13 protein-coding genes are annotated in these 21,856 nt (G+C 43.1%); 6 read left to right on the plus strand and 7 right to left on the minus strand.

Annotated features, from left to right (window positions below; all coding sequences use genetic code 11):
• Nucleotides 1–174: 174 nt before the first annotated feature.
• Both ACRRU2_RS08730 and ACRRU2_RS08735 read right to left on the minus strand, forming a co-directional pair.
• Complete coding sequence (locus tag ACRRU2_RS08730; RefSeq protein ID WP_432500820.1) at nt 175–6,906, minus strand: immunoglobulin-like domain-containing protein; 6,732 nt, start codon at nt 6,904–6,906, stop codon at nt 175–177.
• A gap of 258 nt (nt 6,907–7,164) precedes the next feature.
• The gene (locus ACRRU2_RS08735; RefSeq protein ID WP_331697475.1) at nt 7,165–8,670 is read right to left on the minus strand and encodes a malate:quinone oxidoreductase; all 1,506 of its coding nucleotides are present in this window, start codon (nt 8,668–8,670) and stop codon (nt 7,165–7,167) included.
• Nucleotides 8,671–8,972: 302 nt separating this feature from the next.
• Here ACRRU2_RS08735 and ACRRU2_RS08740 point away from each other — a divergent pair, with 302 nt between their 5' ends.
• The 5 genes from ACRRU2_RS08740 to pdxA all read left to right on the plus strand — a co-directional run bounded on the left by ACRRU2_RS08740 (nt 8,973) and on the right by pdxA (nt 14,611).
• Nucleotides 8,973–9,128 carry a DUF1540 domain-containing protein gene (locus tag ACRRU2_RS08740; RefSeq protein WP_331697476.1) on the plus strand — a complete coding sequence of 52 codons (156 nt, stop codon included), beginning with the start codon at nt 8,973–8,975 and terminating at the stop codon, nt 9,126–9,128.
• A 303-nt stretch (nt 9,129–9,431) separates the two neighbouring features.
• On the plus strand, nt 9,432–11,120 hold the full coding sequence (locus ACRRU2_RS08745) for a PrpR N-terminal domain-containing protein (protein WP_432500822.1): 1,689 nt from the start codon (nt 9,432–9,434) through the stop codon (nt 11,118–11,120).
• Nucleotides 11,121–11,284: 164 nt separating this feature from the next.
• Complete coding sequence (locus ACRRU2_RS08750; RefSeq protein WP_331697586.1) at nt 11,285–12,265, plus strand: 2-keto-3-deoxygluconate permease; 981 nt, start codon at nt 11,285–11,287, stop codon at nt 12,263–12,265.
• Between the two features lie 58 nt (nt 12,266–12,323).
• Nucleotides 12,324–13,616 (plus strand): four-carbon acid sugar kinase family protein, encoded by a 1,293-nt coding sequence (locus ACRRU2_RS08755; RefSeq protein WP_432500823.1) that lies wholly within the window; start codon nt 12,324–12,326, stop codon nt 13,614–13,616.
• The gene (gene pdxA / locus ACRRU2_RS08760; RefSeq protein WP_432500824.1) at nt 13,616–14,611 is read left to right on the plus strand and encodes a 4-hydroxythreonine-4-phosphate dehydrogenase PdxA; all 996 of its coding nucleotides are present in this window, start codon (nt 13,616–13,618) and stop codon (nt 14,609–14,611) included. The genes ACRRU2_RS08755 and pdxA overlap by 1 nt, the downstream gene beginning before the upstream one ends.
• 131 nt (nt 14,612–14,742) lie before the next feature.
• Here pdxA and ahpF read toward each other — a convergent pair whose 3' ends face one another.
• The 5 genes from ahpF to ACRRU2_RS08785 all read right to left on the minus strand — a co-directional run bounded on the left by ahpF (nt 14,743) and on the right by ACRRU2_RS08785 (nt 20,943).
• The gene (gene ahpF, locus ACRRU2_RS08765) at nt 14,743–16,302 is read right to left on the minus strand and encodes an alkyl hydroperoxide reductase subunit F (RefSeq protein ID WP_432500826.1); all 1,560 of its coding nucleotides are present in this window, start codon (nt 16,300–16,302) and stop codon (nt 14,743–14,745) included.
• Between the two features lie 177 nt (nt 16,303–16,479).
• A complete protein-coding gene (gene ahpC, locus ACRRU2_RS08770; protein ID WP_432500828.1) occupies nt 16,480–17,043 on the minus strand; it encodes an alkyl hydroperoxide reductase subunit C in 564 nt (187 codons plus the stop codon).
• Between the two features lie 332 nt (nt 17,044–17,375).
• Nucleotides 17,376–18,758: an S-layer homology domain-containing protein gene (locus tag ACRRU2_RS08775; RefSeq protein ID WP_432500829.1), complete on the minus strand. Its 1,383-nt coding sequence runs from the start codon at nt 18,756–18,758 to the stop codon at nt 17,376–17,378.
• 199 nt (nt 18,759–18,957) lie between these two features.
• Nucleotides 18,958–19,638 carry a DUF1961 family protein gene (locus ACRRU2_RS08780; RefSeq protein WP_432500830.1) on the minus strand — a complete coding sequence of 227 codons (681 nt, stop codon included), beginning with the start codon at nt 19,636–19,638 and terminating at the stop codon, nt 18,958–18,960.
• A 210-nt stretch (nt 19,639–19,848) separates the two neighbouring features.
• Nucleotides 19,849–20,943, minus strand: a complete 1,095-nt coding sequence (locus ACRRU2_RS08785) for a chitinase (RefSeq protein WP_432500832.1) — start codon at nt 20,941–20,943, stop codon at nt 19,849–19,851.
• Nucleotides 20,944–21,164: 221 nt separating this feature from the next.
• On the opposite strand from ACRRU2_RS08785, the gene ACRRU2_RS08790 reads away from it, so the two are divergent.
• Nucleotides 21,165–21,803, plus strand: a complete 639-nt coding sequence (locus tag ACRRU2_RS08790) for a pentapeptide repeat-containing protein (RefSeq protein WP_432500833.1) — start codon at nt 21,165–21,167, stop codon at nt 21,801–21,803.
• Nucleotides 21,804–21,856: the final 53 nt, after the last annotated feature.

A 21,856-nucleotide genomic window follows, 5' to 3' on the forward strand; every position in this document is an offset into this window, starting at 1 on the left:
AAGTAAGCGCTTTAATTCCGTAAATAAGAGGAATTCGTGAGCAGCAATATCCCGGCTCCTCTTTCTAATTTAAGCCCCAAAACCTTGATGTATCAAGGGTTTGGGGCGGGTGGAAATAATATAACAATAGAAATACTAAAACATCAGATGCTCGATTGGCCAGGCTTGAAGCTCTTACTCTGATACATACGAGACTTTGGTTAAAAAGCGTTTCAACATAACAACCATCTCTGCTCTTGTAAGTACTCCTTTCGGATCAAGCCGATTGCCCGGTTTACCTTGTATTATTTGATCTTGCAAGGCAGCAGCCAGATAAGGAGCGGACCAACTGAGCGACTCCGTATCAGTGAAAGGAGCCAACACCTTTATTTGTTGCTCTTGGCCGACAGAACGGTCTAATCCGATGTATGACATTGCCCTGACCAGTATAACCGCTATTTCTTCTCTAGTAATAAGTGCATTAGGCCGGAATGAACCATCCTCATAACCGTGAATAATATTGGCGTGTACAGCAGCCGACACTGCCTGAGCATACCAAGCGTCAGATTGCACATCCGTAAAACGACCAGCAGCTGATGTTCCTGTCAATCCTAATGCGCGTACGATTAAAGCCGCAAATTCAGCACGTTTTACTCCTTGCTCAGGCGCAAATTTGTTATTTCCGATTCCATTAACGATCAGTTTATTTGCCAACAGGGTAATATCCTTTGCTGCCCAATGACCAGCAATATCATCGAAAGATTTGTTGCTTGCGGCAACAGTATATAGTGTTTGATTGCCGGAGAACTTTATAATAGCAGCTTTCTTACCGTTCCGTTTCGCAAAAGAAGTTGGAACAAAGCCCAATTGCCCTGTAACAGGGTCAAAATAGATACCCGTTGACTGCTTTTCATCAACTTGACTATCAAGCATGAGTATACGACGGATATCCTCAAGGCTTAATGTCATATCCTGCGGTATTCCATCCTTTCCAATGAATTGAACCTTAAAGTAAACGGCAGGGGCAATCTGGTTTGCCTCATGCAGCTTCAATGCCTTTTGCAGCGCAGAAGCCGCATCACCCGACGCCGGCTCAATTACAAATCGGATCGTCGATGCAGTTGTTCCATCCCATTGCCTCAGCCATTCCTTTATTTGCGACTCAGACAACGAAAACTCGAACGCAGCCTCTGAATTTGAAGCCACTAAAATCTTGCTCTTCCCTTCCAGCAGTTCTATTAAATCATCAGCCTTTATATCGACATACGTTCCTTTAAAACTTACTTTAATCTGGTCATTGTCTTGTTGGACTGGATTTTCTGGTGAGGTTGAGCCTCCTTCATTCCCGTTGTTTCCATTATTTCCGTTATTGCCGCCATTGTTCCCATTTCCATTACCCGCTTCTTCTGCGATCACCGTTAAGCGGAACAGCTTCTTTTGCTCAAGGCCGTTTAATTCAAAGGTCGCTCTTATATCCACAGTGACATTACCGGCATTTGGTGCAGGTCTAACGACTACTCCACTATTGCTGATATACTCGGGATGATCTGACTCCCAACTAATAATGGACCCATTCACACCATTTGCCGCAAAAACAACATTTTGCGTTACTCGACCGGCATGATCGCCGCCGCTATAGCCAATTACATTCGCTTCTGCATCCGCATGAAGCTTGGCAGCAGCAAGCCCGCTATCCAGCATTGCGTTGCTATCCATATAGGAGTATCTTACAAGACCTGTAAAATCAGAGAAATAAATATTGCCTACATCATCTTTTTCGATAAAGATGGAACCGCCTGTGCGCAATATTTCAATCTGCATAGTTTCGGGGTTAATGCGAAACAGGTTCCCTGTCGTGTTTCCATACATATAACCGTCATCGCCAGGAATAAGCTGGCCGCCGACCGATACGGGCGAAGAGACAGCTGAGTAATTAATTTCAGGAATAAGATTCTGATTATAAATCATCTGATTGCTTTGCGGATTATAAATAAATACATGCCCCTCGCACATACCCCATATATTTCCGTCGGGACCTTTTACAAGCGAGGTGATTACCCGTTTTCCCTCTTGAATTTCCATTTCAAACAGTTTGGTATGGGTAAACGGGTCATAAGCGAAAAACTTGGCACTGGTTGCAGTAGGATCCACTCCAAGTCCTCCCCATACCGAAGAGCCGCCATAAAGAATGCCATCAGCATATTCAAGCGCAACAATACTTTGATCCTGAACGATATTGCGAACCACGACAGGCGGCTCATCCGTCTCCGGTTCATAAATGGCAATAGCTCCTCCAAGCACACCGTAATCAGGTACAGTACCCATAAAGACCAGGCCGTCGCCTGCTGCCATTCCAAAAGGCCGATCCTGCTGATATTGTGTCTTCAGTTCAAATACTTTTCTTGGATTTTGGCCGCCCTTATCAATATCCCATGGCTTAGACGGGTCATATTCCATCAAATTCGCACTAGTATACGTACCAAAATAGATCTTATCCCCAAGGGAGACACCGTTTTCAATTTGTGCCAAACCATAATGCTGTTTAATCTCTCCGCTTAACGGATAATAAACTGCAGTTCCCCCGCCTAGATGATTGCCGGAATATACTCCTCCATCCGATCCGAGCAGCAAGCTTCTGGCTCCAAAACCTGCAGCAGGCAAATCCGCCGGGCCTGTTCTTAATTTTCCAGTTTGCAAATTATAAACAAATGTACCGGTTTTGCCGATATGGACTGATCCCATCCCTACAACCGAATAACCGGGATAATCGGTTTGATTCGTCATTTGAACAATGGATAAGGTCATTGGGGTAATTCCCGGCACTACTGTCTTGGCATGAGAATCAAGAACCTCACCTTGCGTTTTGCTGGCTATATCGTAATAATTCAGCTTTTTATCTGCTGTAATATAGTACACCTTACCATTTACCGCATCTGAGACGACGTAGCTGTTTCTTAAAACGGCTTCAATCTCAACGGAGACATTGCCGGATTCATCCGTGCTAATATCCAATACCATAATGCTGCTGTCCGGTGTAGTTGTAGCAAACAATTTTCCACCGGTATATTTCAAATGATACACAAAAGTTTTATCCGTCAACTCTTCTTCCAGCAGGGAGTCAGCTTGTCCCGTAACCAGATCATAGCGGACCAGCTTGGCATGGCTTCCTATGCCTGCGTACAGTGCATGATTGTCCCGATCAACAGCGATTCCTCTGACATAGTCCTCGTTCGGATCAAAACGTTTGCCCGGTCCGTCCGGACTGATCGTTGAAAATCCTGAACCCGGTGTATATTTGAAAACATAAGCTTGATCATAAGTTCCACCATAGATCACGCCGTCACCGCCATCAGCCATGCTAAACGGCGTGCTTTGTCCCGGCACCGCAATCCCCAGATCAACCATACTGGTAGCACCCGGCACATACTTATAAATTCGTCCATCTGTGTAACTGCCGACATATATATTTCCATCAGAAGCCGCTATAACACTGAAAGCTCCTTGCGATTCACTTAGTGGAATAGCAACCACCGTTTCTGAAGTCTCCAGATCAACACCGACAAAATGTGTATTGTCCTTCATTGCATTGACTCCAACTGTATAAGCCATATCCCTTCCATCGACTGATTTTCCGTAAGCTGAGCTTTGAATAGACTCCAAAAAAATGGGGACGCCCAGATAAGTAAACTCTTTGGAAACATAAGTTTCGTCGAACCAAACGATGCTGTCAGATTGTGCAGATAAAGTCAAAGAAACATAGTTGGCATTTGCAGGAGCCTCTGCTTTAATCCCCATACTCGTCCATCCTTGTAACGGCGCATCAGCATATGCTGTTTCTACCTGCAGCAATTGCTCCGATTCATCATAAAAATTCAAGGATAGGACTGCTGTTCCCTCATCTATAAAAACTTTAGAAAACCCTGTAAACAATTCGCCTGGTGTCGCAAACAGCTTGTTCCCTTCAACTGACGGCATACCCCCCGAAGCAGCTTGCAGTTTTAACGAAGTTTCTCCCTTGAATGCCTTGGTGGAATCAGCAGCGACTGATCCATCTCCACCAGCAATCAGCCAACCGTCGGTCCCCCCTTCAAACCCGCGGTTGTCATGTGCAAAATCTCCACCAGAGAGCATAACCTCATCCATTGTGAAATGGGACGCCTCGCCCGCATCCGCCCAAATAATGACTCTTACATAGTTGGTTAAAACAGGAGCTACACTTCTGACCCACAGATCTTGCCAAATGCCTGATGCGGTACTATTGGCGGAACTTTCACTTGTAAGCAAATTGCCCGCAGCATCATAAAACCTTAATTCGATATGTGCTTTTCCTGCATTTATTTTTGCTTTGGCACTAGCTGTATACTCTTTCTTTTTCTCAGCACGCACAGCAGAGCTTTGAATAACAATGGCCTCCGTGCCTGGTGAGTTCACTTCAAGTCCTGGGCCATTATAGCCCTGGTTCGTCACCGATACCCGTTCAGAATCACCCGTAAGTTGTTCCCAGCCGTTTATTCCGTCACTAAACCCGGAATTTTGCAAGCTGGTTCCGACGGATACTTGCACAACCGCTTTCTTCATCACTTTTAACGAGAAAGCACGTTCCATCGACCGCCCTCCTCGTGTGATACGTGCGGTCAAGGTAACATCCGTATCGGCTTCAGGACGGTTAATAACGCCAGTTCTCGAAAGAATATGTTCATGGCTGGAACTCCACGCAATCAAAGTGTCATGGGCGCCCACTACCGGCAGCCCCAATGGTCCGGATACACCTGCAGCCGAGTCCCCGCCTATATAACGAATAGAAAGAGAGCCTGCATCCGCGCCCACTGCATCGTTATCACTTATTACTGTATTATCCGCTTGTGTGCTTGCCTCAAGTTGTACATCGTCTATCCACACCTGTCCCGTATAAATAGTGGTCGTCCCGACGCCCAAGCTTACAAAACGGGTTCCAGCAGGAGCGGTAGCTGTTATGGTCACCGGTGTCCAATTGTTTCCGGTACTGTTGCTGTAAGGGCCTGTAGCCGATTTCGTTTCAATCAGATTGTTTCCACTGTCATAGAAGTACAGATAAAAATAAGCGTAACTCTTTCCTCTTCCCAATTGATAGAATTGCGCTGAGGCCGAATAGGTTATATCGGGCGCAGCCAATTCCTTCACACCTTCCAACGTATAAGCCTGTGCAGCGCCCGAATCAGCAATGAGCAAACTTTTCTGTCCGGCATATGCACGATTCGATACCGCATCGATAGTTGATTGCGTGCCTGCAATCATCGTCCAACCTGCCAACCCGTCCTCAAAACCTGCGTTTACAAGCGGCAGATTAACACGAGTTGTCGTCATTCCTGTTGCTCTGACCATTAAAGTAAACGTACGTGTAACCGTTTGACCGTTGGCTGAAACTGCAGCTGTCAGCGTAATCTCCGCATCGCCTTCTTCCATACTAGGTCGACTGACAGAACCGCTCGCCGCAATAACTTGTTCATTATCCGATGACCATGAAATGGTTGAATACCGGCCGCTTGTTGGTAACGTTAAATCCGCTGTAACAGATGCCGCCGAATCCCCTTCAGCAAATCCAATTTCAATCGCTTCCTTATCGAGTTCCAGTATTTCTGTATCCTTATAACAGGAAAGTTCAATATCATCGAAATAACTTATTCCGACATTGCTCGTATTCGAACTCAGCACGACGGATACAAATTTGGCGCCTGCCGGTGCAATATCGGAAATCTGCATCGTATGCCAGCTGTTTAGAACTTTGGAAGAAATCGCATTTTGATAGAGCACACTGTCATCTTCCGCATAAAAACGCAAATAAATCGTAAAATTGCCTTGTTCAATAAAAGCTTTGGAGGAAGCCGTATAATATAACCCTTCTCCTGCCTCAAGCCGTTCACTTTCTACTCCCAAGGCTCCTGTTGGACTGTTGTCTGTAAACTTAATGCTATAGCTTCCCTTATGTTTTTGAGTGTTAACAACTACAGCATCAGCTGCACTGCCTGCAATTTGTCTCCATCCCGTACGATCTCCCGTCTCAAACCCGGCATTTGTTAAGACAACTGGGTAGCTTAACACCGTCAGAGGAAACAACTTTGTTACGGAGGCGGACCCGAATTGCACAGTCGCTGTTAAAGTCACTTGCTGGTCTCCGATAAGCGATGATGGGCGTAATACCGTTCCATCCGCCGTAATAATCTCAGGGTGGCTTGAATCCCAGGCTATGGTTGATCCAGCCATGCCAGCCGTTGGAAGTTCTACTCCATTCCTTACAGTATCCGCATTATCTCCTTGTGCGAAACCGATTTGCAAGGCTTGGCTGTCACTTTCAGCAATGTTATAGTCATCGGAATCCTCATCCAAACTGACTGCATCAAAATAAGCACCTTCACTGACATAACTCGTTGTTGTGGCAAGCCTGATACTGACATAGGCCGCTCCGTCAGGAGCATTCCGACTGACAGATAAGTCTGTCCAGGCATTATTGAGATACGTTGCAGTTGCTTCTGCTACAGGAGAAATCGGGATTAGCGCATGATCCGCATTATAAAATACAAGACTCATATTGGCGTAACCAGCCGTTCTTCCTTTCTGATAAAACTTTGCGGCTGCCGTATATTTGTACCCCTCGTTAACCGCAATTTTATTACTTTCCACCATATAAGAGGCAGATTTGCTGGTATCCGCTATTTTCAAACTTTTTAAGCCCTCTGACACAATAGTGCTGTCAATCGTGACCTGATCTTGTGATCCTACTACAAGTGTCCATCCCTCCATTCCGTCTTCAAATCCTGGATTGGTTAAGCTCAAAGGCGCAGCACTTACACGCACTGGTGAAGTATAGCCAAACATTGAAAACACAATGACTATACAAAGCCCTGCACATAAAAACCTTCGCAACCCCCTCTTTAATCGTTGACTGTTCATCTGTTTATTTCTCCCTTCAACGTGATTTACACTGCAAAATCAATTTTATGTAAGCGCTTCACCAAAGTAAATCTTACTTTTTCCTTGCTCTTCTTTTTTCACACGGTTAATGATAATAGATTCAAATTGCTTGCTGTCACTGCGTTTTTTAGTGCTGGAAAAAATATAAATATAGAAAATAGATAAACCTGCATCGTGTATACAACAAAAAAGCCTTCATCCTCCATTTGAGGACAAAGGCTATTTATTTTTACTAGATTACTTTGAGGCTGCTTGCAGTTCTCCGGCCAAGCGAAGCGTTTTAGAGGTTGAAGCATGAATTTCGCGGATCAACTCAGGATTTTTAGCCAGCGATACGCCATAAGAAGGAATCATTTCTTTAATTTTCGGCTCCCATTCCTTCAATTGCTGCGGGAAGCATTTCTTGATTACTTCCAGCATGACGTGAACGGCGGTAGAAGCACCCGGTGAAGCGCCAAGTAAAGCCGCAATTGAACCGTCAGCAGCGCTTATAACTTCTGTACCGAATTGCAGCGTACCTTTCCCGCCAGCTTCGGTATCTTTGATAACCTGTACACGCTGACCTGCAACTACCAGTTCCCAATCTTCACTTTTAGCTGTAGGAACAAACCCTCTTAAATCTTCCATACGCTTTTCTTTCGACAGCATCACCTGCTGGATCAAATACTTAGTCAATGGAATATTTTTGGCACCTGCTGCTAGCATCGTAACGAGATTATCAGGTTTTACGGATGTAATTAAATCGAGCATGGAACCATTCTTCAAAAACTTAGGAGTGAATCCTGCAAAAGGTCCGAAAAGCAACGACTTTTTATTATCGATATATCTTGTATCCAGATGCGGAACAGACATTGGAGGAGCGCCAACAGGAGCTTTTCCGTATACTTTCGCATGATGCTGCTCTACAACTTCCTGGTTTTTACATGCCATAAACAGACCGCTTACCGGGAAACCGCCAATACTTTTGCCCTCTGGGATACCGGATTTTTGCAGCAAATGCAAGCTGCCTCCGCCACCGCCAATAAAGACGAATTTCGCAGCATGACGTTCTACCGTACCGCTTTCCAGGTTACGCACCTTTAAATCCCACAAGCCATCGCTAGTACGCTTGATATTATCTACACTATGCTTGTAATTCAATTGCACATTTTTCTTCTTCAAGTAATCGAACAGTATGCGAGTTAATGCGCCAAAATTGACGTCTGTACCAGAGTCGATCTTCGTTGCTGCGATCGGTTCATTGGATGTCCGGCCATTCATAATTAGCGGGATCCATTCCTTCAGCTTATTCGGATCATCAGAAAATTCCATCCCCTGGAACAAAGGATGGTTGGACATGGCTTCATGGCGTTTCTTTAGAAACTTAACATTCTTCTCGCCTTGCACCATACTCATATGTGGCAAAGGCATAATGAAATCTTGAGGATTGCGGATCAAATTGCTGCTTACAAGGTAGGACCAAAACTGTCTTGAAATTTGGAACTGTTCATTAATAGAGATTGCCTTGCTAATATCTACCGATCCATCTGGTTTTTCGGAGGTATAGTTAAGCTCACAAAGTGCAGCATGCCCTGTTCCCGCATTGTTCCATTCGTTAGAGCTTTCCTCACCTGCGCTTGCTAACTTTTCAAACACCTTAATTTCCCAGCTCGGTACTAATTCCTTCAGCAGTGCCCCTAAAGTTGCACTCATAATCCCGGCGCCAATTAAAATAACATCTGTTTTGGTTTGTCTGTCGCTCATTTTTACCGTCCTTATACCCTACGATTTGCAGAAAGGATGCAGGCACTATGTTTAAGCGCCACAGCGAAGCAGGGCGCGACTTTGTCACACATCTTTCTGGATCAATAATAACTTAATATTAGTGTATCACTATTAGATATAGATTAAAATACGCTATTACTATTATATGATAGTTGCAAGTTTTAATCGAGCTATTTCCACTATTTTTCAGAAGGGACTGCTATATAGAGAGATCGTTTTTCGGCAAGGTATAAAAAAGGACTCCATCCGTCCATCCTAGATAAGGAAAGGAGGTGAGTCCATTGGCAAAAGACGTTTTATGTGAGGTCAACACCTGCAAGTACTGGGCGACAGGAAACAATTGCAGAGCTTCTTCCATTTATGTCGTCTTCAACCGTGGTAAGAAAGCATCTAATTCCGAAGAAACCGACTGCAAAACCTTCGAACCAAAGGTTTAATGATGTTTAGCTTCATGAACGACGGACAGCCCTGATCGCTGTCCGTTTTTTTGTTCAGAAATAGTGTAGCCAATAATGAGAATTATTATCACCAAAATCTGCAAAAAAATTAGTTTGTTTTATTGGACTTGAAAATTTGCTAAAATCCACCTCTCGCAGCAGGCTTGAATTATGGAGCAGGATAGAGCTTGCCAGTCTATTCGAAATCGTTTCAACTGGTTGAATCCGTTACAGTTGCGCTATAATAAGAAAAACTACTGAAAAAAATTGTGCAGCAAAGCGGGATAAGAAAGTGGTGATTTCATGAAAATAAAAGTACATATTATCGCACCTTATGAATCGATGCTATACATTATTAAAGAATGCATACCTTTATTTCCGGAGCTGGATATTGCTTATTCGGTTGGCGACTTGGCAAAAGGCGCGGAAATTGCCCTTTCTGAAGAGAAAAAAGGGACAGATATTATTATAAGCAGAGGCGGTACCGCAAAATTAATTAAAAAAGCCGTTTCTATTCCCGTTATTGATATGCAATTATCCGGTTATGATATGATTCGCTCCCTCTCATTAGCCAGTCATTTCGAGGATAAAACCGCCATCGTCGGATTTCCAAGCATTACTTCGGGTGCGCAAGCCATCATTGATTTGCTGGAATTGCCGCTGGAGGTATTCACCATCAATAGCTCGGATGAAGTAGCTCCTTTATTGCTGGAGCTCAAAAATTTGAATTTCAAGCAAATCGCCGGCGATGTTATTACTCTTGAAACGGCTAATGCCTACGGTCTTAAAGGTTTTTTAATTCAATCCGGCAAAGAGACGATCATCAGGTCGCTGGAAGATGCAAAACTGATCTATGGATATCTATACAATAGCAATAAAATAAATTATATTCTAGAGCAGTTTACGTTACAGCAAAATCGCAACTTACTTATTTATGACGCTAACAATGAATTGATCTATGAGCATTTAACAGACTTTTTCTCCAGCCCTATAACGGAAGAACAGCTTTCGCTCTTGCATGCCGATCTTGACCTTCAACAAAATAAAATAACGAGAAATTTCGTGTGGAATGATTGCCTGATAGACATCGCCGGTTACTATCAATCCATTAATGGCCAGCTATACAAAATTTATATGCTGCAAAAAATTAAATATAATATTTTAAAGCAAGACGGAATAACTCTGCACGCCGATACATTGAATGAACCTATTGCGGCGATCTCCGCCCCTATCCGTTTCCTCCTTGATCGGATAAAGGTGCTGTACGAAAGAAATGAGCCCATTCTATTACAGGGAGATCCAGGAACGGGCAAAGATTTCATAACGAGCTACATTCATCAAACATATACGAAGGACGGTATGCTGATTACGATTGATTTTCAGCAATGTCAGCTTGACAATATCGATAAGGATGCGCTGACCAATGTTCGAACCATTAAAATAAAAAATATAGACCCTATTCAGGATCATAAAAAAGTGGCACAGCTCATCCAAACTTGTCTTAAGCAGAACATTCACCTTTTTATTATTACAACTGATTCTTCAGCAAGCCTCTTTTTTCAAAAGCTGCGCATAAATAAGCTTATTATGCCAAGTCTGGCTGAGCGGGAAGAGGATATTCAGCCTTTGGTCCAATATTTCCTCGCCGATTTCCATCAGCGTCTTGGCACTGCACCTGTTAAAATCAGCAATGATGCCTTACAGCTGCTGAAAGATTATACTCGCAACGCCAATATTGATGACTTAAAACAAATCGTTAAGCAAATTGCTCTGATTGAAAAGGATTTTGTCATTCATTCAGACACGATCCAAAGTGTAGTATCAGATTCAACAAAGGATATCGCCGGCACCATTTCGTTAAATGGTACTTTAAGGGAAATAGAAAAAGAGATAATAAAACATGTCCTTATGGAAGAGAATAATAACCAGTCAAAAGCAGCAGAACGACTGGGAATAAACCGGGCTACTTTATGGCGCAAACTTAAAGAATAATTTTAGGTTTGTTTTTTTTTCTATTCACTGTTGCATTTTTAAACAATTTAAACCCTTTTTCTTTTTTCTAAATTTTATATGTTGCTTTTTTAAACTAATTATTTTAATATGATGGATGTAAACGTTTTAAATATTTACAATTCTCTGAATAAGGAGTCAAGATGATGAAGATCAAAGCCACTTTAGATCGAATCCCTGGGGGCATGATGGTTGTTCCCCTTTTATTAGCAGCAACGATCAATACGTTTTTCCCAAATTTGTTGAGGATTGGCGGTTTTACAGAAGCCTTGTTTGTCAACAGCGCCAGCGCCTTAATTGCCTTGTTCTTATTAATTGCAGGAACACAAATTAATTTAAAAACAGCCAGATCGTCCGTAGGCAAAGGCGTTACACTTTTAGTTTTCAAATGGGTGCTCGGTTCCCTAATCGGACTTCTCGGTTTCTGGCTTGCCGATTCTAACGGGCTGTTCCTCGGACTGGCGCCAATGGCGATTATAGCAGCCATGACCAACTCAAATGGCGGGCTATATATTGCACTTGCAGGTCAGTACGGCAAGGAAGACGATAAAGCAGCCTATCCGTTTCTAGCGCTGAGCGATGGTCCGTTTCTAACGATGGTATCCCTATCGATATTTGGAGCGATGGGCTTTGCAACTGGCATGTTCTCCGCTATGACTTTGGTAGCCGTAGTCCTGCCGCTTTTAATAGGGGTCATTATAGGTAACCTCGATCGTGAGATGGGTGATTTCTTAAATAAAGGCAGCGATAAGCTCGTTCCGTTTTTTGCTTTCGCTTTAGGTATGGGGATTAACTTTGACGCAATCATTAAAGGTGGGTTAAGCGGGATTCTCCTTGGAGTACTTACCGTTCTCCTGACAGGAGGCATCGGATTTTTTATTTTCAAGTGGATTGGCTGGAATCCAGTCGTTGGCGCTTCGGAAGGCTCCACAGCCGGAAATGCCGTTGGAACACCAGCAGCAATTGCGGCCGTCAACGCAACATTTGCTCCGATTGCCGAACTTGCTACTGTACAAGTAGCTGCCAGCGTAGTAACAACCGCTATTTTACTGCCGATCTTTATCGGTTTTCTGGCCAAATATGTCGAGAAAAATGGCGGATTAGCCAAATACAACGAACGGACTTAGAGAAGAGGGGCATCCTTCTTCTCTTTCCACGCTTTATATTATTTTGGAGGAGATTGTTATGAAATTAGCGATTATTGCTGATGATTTAACAGGGGCTAACGATAGCGGTGTGCAATTAGCTCGTCATGGCCTTAAAACTACCGTGCTGTTCGACATGGACGAAGCCAATGTGAAGCATTACGAAGCGGTCGTCTTTGATACCGACAGCCGCTCCATCGATCACGAGGAAGCTTACGACAAAGTGAAGCAGGCGGCTCAATTTTTACTGAAATCAGGATTCAAATCGATATTCAAAAAGCTGGATTCTACAATGCGGGGAAATATCGGTGCGGAAATTGACGCTGTATACGATGCACTGCAGCCTGATTTTATGATGATTGCACCTGGTTATCCTAAAAACAACCGGGTCATTCGTCAATCTACCCATTTTTTAAATGGCATTCCTTTAGGGGAAACGGAAATTTCCAAAGATCCCAAGACACCAGTAACTGTATCCTATCTTCCTGATCTACTAAAAAAACAGACGAAGCGTGATTTCGGAACGGTTACAGTCGATGATCTTGCAAAAGGTGAACAGCATATTCAAAACAAGCTGCAAAAGTATTTCAAAAGCAATATTCCTTACCTCATTATTGACTCTGTTGAAGAATATCAGCTTGAGCAAATTTTAAGCTTCACCAAAAGCCTGCCTTATCAGTTTGCATGGGTCGGCTCTGCAGGTATCGCGAATTATTTGCCTGCTTACTATGAAATACCCGGGAAGCAAAACAACTTGTCCATTCCCGCTAATCAAGGTCCTATTTTAACCGTTATTGGAAGTGTCAATAAAAATTCAAGAGCGCAGTTAAAAGCCTTGCTTGAATCGACAACTACTTATCCTATTCCGTTTGAATCCTACAAAGCTGTATCGAATGAATCGGAAAGAAAACAAGAAATAGAAAAAGTGAAGCAAGCGGCTTATACAAAAGCTCAAGAAGGTCATGACGTTGTCATCTATTCGACAGCAGAACAAGCAGACATTGAACGGGCATGGCAAGCTGGTGAAGCAAACGGACTTAATCATACTGCTATCAGCAATGAGATCGTAAAGGCTATGGGGATGATTTGTGCAGATCTGCTCGAAAAGAGAAGCTTCAAAGGCGTAATTATGACCGGCGGTGATACGGCAAAACAAATTTGCAGCTTGTGGGGGATAAAGGGATTTGAACTTTTGGACGAATTGGAAATTGGAGTTCCTATCTCTGCCTTTCTAGGGGTGGATAACCTTTATGTAGTCACTAAAGCCGGCGGATTCGGATCAGAGAACGTGTTTATGCATGCCATAAACAAATTGAAAGGAGCAAATAAATAATGAAACCAATTATCGGTATTACTATGGGGGATGCAGCGGGTATCGGTCCTGAAATCATCGTTAAAGCGTTAGGTCATCAAGAAATGTACGAGAGCTGCAAGCCATTAGTTATAGGTGATGCTAAATTACTGGAAAGAGTTCTGCCGATCGTCAATTCCGCGTTAACGGTCCATGCCATTCAAGATCCTTCTGAGGCCAAGTATGAATATGGCGTTATCGATGTGATCGATTTAAATTTATTGCCTGCTGATTTGCCGTTCGGGGTCGTTTCTGCTTCCGCAGGCGATGCGGCATTTCAATATTTAGCCAAAGCAATTGCACTGGCCAAGGATAAGCAAATCGACTCAATATGTACAGCCCCTCTTAACAAAGAAGCACTGCATTTGGGAGGACATCTCTATCCAGGACATACCGAAATACTTGCTGAACTTACGGAAACCAAAGACTTCTCTATGATGCTGACGACTCCTAACCTGAGAGTCATTCACTTAACTACCCACATGGGTCTCATTGCTGCCATAGAGAGCATTACTCCGGAAAGAACCTATACCGTTGTTAAATTGGCACATGATACGCTTATCAATGCAGGCTTTAAGAACCCGAAAATTGCTGTTTGCGGCATTAATCCGCACGCCGGAGAGAATGGCTTGTTCGGCAACGGAGAAGAAGAAACAAAGCTGGTGCCCGGCATTGAAAAAGCTCAGCGTGAAGGCATAGACGTATCGGGTCCGCATCCTGCCGACACTTTATTCTTCAGAGCAGGAAGAGGCGAGTTCGATATCGTCGTTGCATGCTACCACGACCAAGGTCATGCGCCTATTAAAGTAATGGGCATTGAAGAAGGAGTAAACATTACAGTCGGCTTGAAGGGCGGCATCATTCGGACGTCAGTCGATCATGGCACAGCTTTTGATATTGCCGGAAAAAATATCGCTGATGAGAAGAGCATGATCGCAGCAATACGCTCCGCCATAGAACTGGCCCCAAAACGATAACATTATAAGTAATGTTCGTGTGTAAAAAGGCCCGGCAGCAGTATGCCTGGCCTTTTTATATGATTCCAAATAAAAAAAGCAACCCTCGATCGAAGGTTACTTTGTTATTGAGCATTCCTTATTTATTAAAGTTACGCCACCGGCTCTGGAGTTGGTGCTGCCGTATGACGAATCATATAATCAAACGCCCCTAATGCAGCTGTAGCGCCCGAACCCATAGAGATGACTATTTGCTTGTAGACGGTATCCGTGCAGTCGCCTGCAGCAAATACGCCCGGCATGCTTGTTGCGCCATGCTTGTCTATAATGATTTCATTATGATCATTAAGATCGACTGTGCCCTTTAAAAATTCTGTATTCGGCAGCAGTCCGATTTGGATAAATACACCGTCTAGCTCTACATGCTGAGTATTCCCGGTTGCACGATCCATATAGGTCAGGCCATTTACTTTATCTGTACCTGTAATTTCTTGTGTTGATGCGTTCAGCAGCACCGTTACATTAGGCAAGCTATACAGGCGTTCTTGCAATACTTTATCTGCTTTTAGCTCAGCACGATGCTGAAGCAGCGTAACATGATTCACAATGCCTGCCAAATCAATTGCAGCTTCGACACCGGAATTGCCGCCGCCAATTACGGCTACGTTTTTCCCTTTAAAAATAGGGCCATCACAATGCGGACAGTAAGCTACGCCTTTATTTTTATATTTCTCCTCGCCTGGCACACCTAATTGGCGATAACGTGTTCCCGTAGAAAGGATAACCGTTTTACTTTTTAGAACTGCACCATTCTCAAGTGTTACTTCAATAAGCTCTTTACGAGCAACATTGGCTGCACGCTGAGGCTTTATGACGTCAATATCGTATTCCGCTACATGTCCTTCCAAGCTGGATACAAATTGAGGGCCTTCAGTAAATTTCGTACCTACAATATTCTCAATAGACAGAGTATCGTTTACTTGGCCGCCAAAGCGTTCTGCAACAATACCGGTACGGATACCTTTACGAGCAGCATAAATAGCTGCACTTGCACCGGCAGGACCGCCGCCAACCACTAATACATCAAATGGTTCAATATTGGCGAGCTCAGAGCCGTCTGATTTGCTGCCTAATTTGCTAAGAATATCTTCAATTTCCATGCGCCCGCTTGCAAAGCTTTCACCGTTCAGAAATACAGTAGGCACAGCCATAATATCTTTTGCTTGAACTTCGTTCTGGAACGTACCGCCTTCAACCATGGAATGTGTAATATTCGGGTTCAAAACAGACATGATATTTAAAGCTTGTACAACATCAGGACAATTATGGCAGGTTAAGCTTACAAATGTATCAAAATGCATCGGTTCCTTGATCGCTTTAATCCGTTTGATCACACTGTCATCAATCTTTGGCGCACGGCCGCTTACTTGAAGAAGCGCCAGTACTAAAGATGTAAATTCATGCCCTAATGGCAATCCAGCAAAAATAGCGCCGGATTCTTCACCCGCTTTATTAATACTAAAACTTGGCGTACGCTCTAATTGCACTCTCTCCACCGAAATACGAGGAGACATTTTATCCAGCTCAGTTACAAGCTCTAACATATCCTGCGATGCTTTGTCATCGCCAGCGCTCACTTTTAATACAAGATCGCCTTCAAGCATCGTTAAATATTGCTGTAATTGTATTTTTATCTGATTATCCAATAGCATATATCATGCTGCTACCTAGGCGAGCTAGGATCCATCCTATCTTGCCGTAACAGACCTTCACCTCACTTTTCTCCACGTGTATATCTATAATTTATAATTAAAAGGGCATTATTAAAAATAGAGCGACAAAATCAACCGGAAAGATTGTTTTTGTCGCCTATTTCTTGCTATGTTAAATTAGATTTTACCTACTAGGTCTAGGCTTGGCTTCAATGTTTCAGCGCCTTCTTGCCATTTTGCCGGGCAAACTTCGCCTGGATTGTTGCGAACATATTGAGCGGCTTTAATTTTGCCAATGATTGTGGAAGCGTCGCGGCCGATACCGCCAGCGTTGATTTCTACAGCTTGTACAACGCCATCTGGATCGATAATGAACGTACCGCGTTCAGCCAAACCGTCTTCTTCGTTCAATACATCAAATGCTCTTGAGATAGTGTGGCTTGGGTCGCCAATCATGATGTACTCGATTTTGCCGATAGCAGGTGAATGATCATGCCATGCTTTATGTGTAAAGTGAGTATCTGTAGATACAGAGTAAACTTCTACACCCAGGCCTTTTAGTGTTGCGTATTGGTTTTGCAAATCTTCAAGCTCAGTAGGGCATACGAAAGTGAAATCCGCTGGATAGAAGCAAACTACACTCCATTGACCTTTGAAGTTCTCAGAAGTAACGTCGATAAACTGACCTTTTTGGAAAGCCTTTGCTGCGAATGGTTGAATCTCTTTGCCGATTAATGCCATGATAGTTCCTCCCGTTTCTCTCTAATCAACATTAAGTAATGTAATAATGATCAGATTATAATAATTATAATTCTCATACATTAATTATCGTATATTTTTGCTCTTTAGTCAACATTAGTATAGGTTAAATATTAATTAATCGCCATACTAATGGGTATTTATATTATTACCTATTAAATTCAAAATTATCCTTCTCTATTGAATGTCAGCTGCCATTCTCGAGACATAAAAATTAAAAAGGCAATTACCCGTAAATCACAATTGGTGACTTTTAGGTGATTGCCTTTCACACTAACCCGCACTTATAGTTGTTTAGAAATTGTTCATGAAGATTATGTTACTGGGTACTCTGGGATCATTAAAGTAGCTTTACGAACTTCGCTTGTTCTCTCTTCTACATCCACCACAACTACGTACACATCATAGTCCGTAACATCTAATGAAAGATGTACAGTCTCGAAGATCAAAGTATTTAGACCTATATCTGCGTAATCGTAGGCTATCGCAGGTTTTTCCGTACTGTCTAAACCACTTATTATTAGTTCCGCAGTAGGTGCTTCCGTGTTATTAGGGACAACAACATAATAAGCCATAGTTGCGTGGCTAGCATGAACATGAATGTTGATGAGCTGTTCTGCTTCCTCGGTCTCGCCAACGATTTCTATTAAAGGAAACCCTTCGCTAATGACTGGCCCTTCCTCTTCATGAACAATAATTTCGTAGCTCTCGGTCATTACATTGCTATTAACATATCCAGCTTTCACAGCAACAGCTTTTAACGTTATCGTTGCAGTTATATCTGTTTGAAGAACAATCGGTTGGCTATACACTGTACCATTTGCAGATGTTGGTCTGCTTCCATCCGTAGTATAATAAATGACTGCATCTGAAGTCGTTGTTGAAAGCTCGATCACTCTAATATACTCTTCATCTCCACTTACCAAATTTGCAATCGGTGTTGCCACTCTAGGTTGAGGCGGAGGTGTCCACTCAGGTGTTGTAGTCGGCGTTGGTGTTGCAGCCGGTGTCGGTTCTGGCGTTGGAGACGGAGACGGCGTAGGTTCCGGCGTTGCAGTTGGTTTAGGTGTAGATATCTCCTCTGCCGCCATTAAAAATCTTGCTGCAACAGCTGCAACGGCTTGCCTTTCTGCATTTCCTCGCGGATTAAAGCTTCCATCCGAATTACCTGTTATTAAACCAAGGTTAGCTGCTGCTCCAACTGCATCTCTGGCCCAGGAAGATATGCTGCTTGAATCTGAAAAAGTCAGATTATCTCCGCTGCCTTCAGCGTTTAATCCTAGCGCCCTAACAAATATTACCGCCATTTGCTCACGCGATAAATTCGCATCGGTGCCAAACGCCCCATTACCCATTCCTTGAATAAGACCAGCCCTAACTGCAGCTTCTACAGCCGCATAGGAATAATGACTGCTCGGCACATCACTGAATGTAGCTGAAGCAGGAGCTTCAGATAGATTTAGCCCTAACGCTTTTGCCATAATAATAGCAAAATCTTGCCTCTCAATATTCCCTGTCGGATTAAAACTTCCATTACCAGTGCCATTTAAAATACCTCGCTCAGCTAATTCCTTAATCGCATCCCTAGCATACGATCCTTCAATATCCGTAAAATCGACAGCTGCCGAAGCACTGTGCGGTACAGTTATTAGCATTAGCATAGATACGATCAAATAGATTATCACTTTTTTCTTCATCGCATAACCTCCATTTTTAGATATACAACAAGCAAGTAGAAACGGTTGCTCGCTATAATCAAGTTTGGGCGTTGCTCACTATTCATCAACAGCCACAAATAAATATTTACCATAAAAAGATGTTAACTTTAGTAGTCTGCATTACATAATAAATAAAATAGTCAGTTGATCATATAAAACATAAAGCCATAATATTCTCTTATTCCAGCGAATATACGGTAAGGTTAGCGTATTCTCCGATCAACGGCGCCATCTGCCGGAATCCGATCTTACCTCCGCTTAGCAAAGGGCCATATGTATGACCATCATCTGTCCAATGGAACACTTGCAAACCATTGACTGAGAAAGTGATGTCCGCTCCCTGTTTCATCAATTCCATACGATAAAAACCCGATGTGTCTTCCACATTAGGTATGGGATCTGCCCCTTGGCATACAAGGTGTGCTCCATAGCTTTTGCGTAAATTGCATGTGTGAAACGCCCGCTCCTCTGGATACCTGCGGCGAAAATAAGAAACATGCAGCGCATTAATGTCTCCACTATGATAATGCCCATATGGTCCCGTTCTTCGGGATAAATGCGGATCGAACAAATCCTCGCCATTGCGGCCGGCTGCTGAAAAAAATAACATGCACAGCCCAGGCTCCCTTACAGGGCGGAAATCCCACGTAACCGCAATGTCTGCAGGGAAATTTTCGGGACACCAAAAGACGAAGTTGGATGCTTGCCCTTCATCCGGATCCAGCTTATTTTCCATGCGCATAACACCATGTGGAAATGATATGGAGGCCTCCCCCTCCAAACGAAAAGCGCTTACATCATTATAGGAAGCAAGAGCATTATAGTAGATCTGTTTACGGTTTTGAGCATTTAACGGCATAGCTTGTTCCCTCATTTCAATCTTTTTCGAATGCTAGTCTAGTTTAATAAACGAAAGCTCAAATTGTACATAAGCCATTTCTTTTCTCCATATGTGAAATTTGCAGTCTTTAACGATTATCCCAACAACGGACGTTCCTACCGCTTGACGTAATGGCTTGCCTTTCGGCAATTCTTCGATGGATTAGGAACTGTGTTCATTCTTTAGGGCTCAAAAAGGTTTCATGCCCAAAGTATCTATCTTCTCCCCTTCAATTGAAATCCCCATTTGTGCTGTAATTTTACGATAAAACCCAACACGACGGCCGACACGGCGATCACTTTCATCCAAGTTACCCTCAAGATTACCGTTAATAATCATAATCGTAATGCCAAAACCAGGCTGCGATAATCCTTTAAAAATATCCGATTCAGAAGGCGCCCAGTTACCAATCATCACATCATGGGCGGAAGGCTTTGGAGGCTGCGGCGTCATCCAAAACAGAATAGCCGTCATATAGCCTAGCTTGCCATCATTCACAATAAGCTCAGGCTGCTCCAGCAGCTTATCTTTGGTACCATATATAATTCCACTAATTAATCCGTAATTATAGTTCCAGCTCAACTGCATCGGCCCGCGTCCATGATAAGATTTGCCTGCAACCGGCGGGAAGTTTTCATTGGCTTCAACATAATTGACAGTGCTGGTGTTAATATAAGCGATTTCCTCATTCCAAAATAATCCCCATGCAAGCGGGCCTCCTGTGGATGCTGGCCCACCTCCTCCCGTTTCGTGAGAAATATTAGCGAGAAAAGCTGCCAGCTCATGCTTTCGCTTTAAGTCAGACCCTTCCTTAATAAAAGAACCGAAATCGACCGTTTGTGATAGGATCGGAACCTTTACATTTGTGGGAGTGTTAAAGTTAGCATTTTGGTAAACAAGCGTTTCTTTCTTTGTCTCTTTATCTAATCGATATACACGGCTGTTATTCATATCGTCCTGCCTGTATTCCAGCTTATATTTAATATTAGCCACTTCTGTAACGGCGGCTATCAAACTGCTGTAAGAATAGTAGTCCGTTTGTTCCGCATTGTAGTTTGGTTGATCAGCAAAGAATTTATGCCATTCCGTCGAACCAATTCGATAAGGGAACAACTGCTCATATTCCTCTTGCGGCAATAGACTTTGTACGGCAGCAACAGCATGCTCTGGTGAAAACTGCGGATTTATTCCGCCCCATAAGGTTGTCACTTGAGAATCGGTAAGAACCCGGCTTTGACCAACAACCATACCCTCTAAAGCATCAGACTTCCCTCCAGTTTTCATTTCACTTTCCCCCCCCGTTTCACTTCAGATTCCACTTGTAATGAAAGTACAACCATAATTCCAATTTTAGTAAATGTTCAAGATGTTTTCTATATGAGAAAACGACGATTTTTGATAGAAATGCCTTTAGTTTTAGTCTGGACTTCCTTGGAAACTATATGTAAATTACCAGCTTTGTTATAATGGTTAAAAATGCTAACAAGGGTGCGGAGGTTGTTATATTGAACAAGAAGCAACTAATTGCAAGATGGAATGATGAGCAGATCGCTGAAGCAAATCGGGCATTGGCTGCTGTTACGGGCAAACAAAACCTGCATAAAAAAGAAAGAGTCTTTCCATCGTCGCCCTTTGGACAAACAGATGCAGGGCTGGAAGATTTTCGAGGCGTCGTCTTGACCGAGACCATTCAATATCTGACCGTACAACAAGTCGATTTGTCATACGCTCGTTTCGTAGAAACTGCAACTTTAAACACTTCAAAATTAACAAATTGCTGCTTTGATGGGGTCAAGCTGAATAGCAGATATGTAACTCATGAATTCAGCAACTGTTCGTTTCGAGGGGCAAATCTGAATAATGCAAGAATAAGTAAGCGATTTGAGAATTGTGATTTTACAGGAAGTAATTTAAGCAAAGCAATAGCAAACGACGCAGCATTCATACGATGCCATTTTTCCGAAGCTAATTTTCGAGGCGCTATGCTGATGTATTGCCGGTTTGAGGAGTGCAGCTTTGAAGGGGCTTCTTTTCATAATAGTTCATTAGCCGGAAGCCGTTTTATGGGAGAGACCAGTCTGCTTCCTGCCTGGGGGAATACGATACTGGACGGTGTTAAGGTTAATGGGGAAGGTCTTGTTTAACTTGGAGCTGGATAGCAATATTAAAATTTCAGTAAAAAAGGTCTCGACGATGT

The sequence above is a fragment of the Paenibacillus sp. GXUN7292 genome (assembly GCF_050864975.1).
Classification (GTDB): Bacteria; Bacillota; Bacilli; order Paenibacillales; family Paenibacillaceae; genus Pristimantibacillus.

What these genes read in the sequence shown, in the direction of transcription:
- ACRRU2_RS08730 (WP_432500820.1), bottom strand. Translation starts at nt 6,906, where the DNA reads ATGAACAGTCAACGATTAAAGAGGGGGTTGCGAAGGTTTTTATGTGCA.
- ACRRU2_RS08735 (WP_331697475.1), bottom strand. Translation starts at nt 8,670, where the DNA reads ATGAGCGACAGACAAACCAAAACAGATGTTATTTTAATTGGCGCCGGG.
- ACRRU2_RS08745 (WP_432500822.1), top strand. Translation starts at nt 9,432, where the DNA reads ATGAAAATAAAAGTACATATTATCGCACCTTATGAATCGATGCTATAC.
- ACRRU2_RS08750 (WP_331697586.1), top strand. Translation starts at nt 11,285, where the DNA reads ATGAAGATCAAAGCCACTTTAGATCGAATCCCTGGGGGCATGATGGTT.
- ACRRU2_RS08755 (WP_432500823.1), top strand. Translation starts at nt 12,324, where the DNA reads ATGAAATTAGCGATTATTGCTGATGATTTAACAGGGGCTAACGATAGC.
- pdxA (WP_432500824.1), top strand. Translation starts at nt 13,616, where the DNA reads ATGAAACCAATTATCGGTATTACTATGGGGGATGCAGCGGGTATCGGT.
- ahpF (WP_432500826.1), bottom strand. Translation starts at nt 16,302, where the DNA reads ATGCTATTGGATAATCAGATAAAAATACAATTACAGCAATATTTAACG.
- ahpC (WP_432500828.1), bottom strand. Translation starts at nt 17,043, where the DNA reads ATGGCATTAATCGGCAAAGAGATTCAACCATTCGCAGCAAAGGCTTTC.
- ACRRU2_RS08775 (WP_432500829.1), bottom strand. Translation starts at nt 18,758, where the DNA reads ATGAAGAAAAAAGTGATAATCTATTTGATCGTATCTATGCTAATGCTA.
- ACRRU2_RS08780 (WP_432500830.1), bottom strand. Translation starts at nt 19,638, where the DNA reads ATGCCGTTAAATGCTCAAAACCGTAAACAGATCTACTATAATGCTCTT.
- ACRRU2_RS08785 (WP_432500832.1), bottom strand. Translation starts at nt 20,943, where the DNA reads ATGAAAACTGGAGGGAAGTCTGATGCTTTAGAGGGTATGGTTGTTGGT.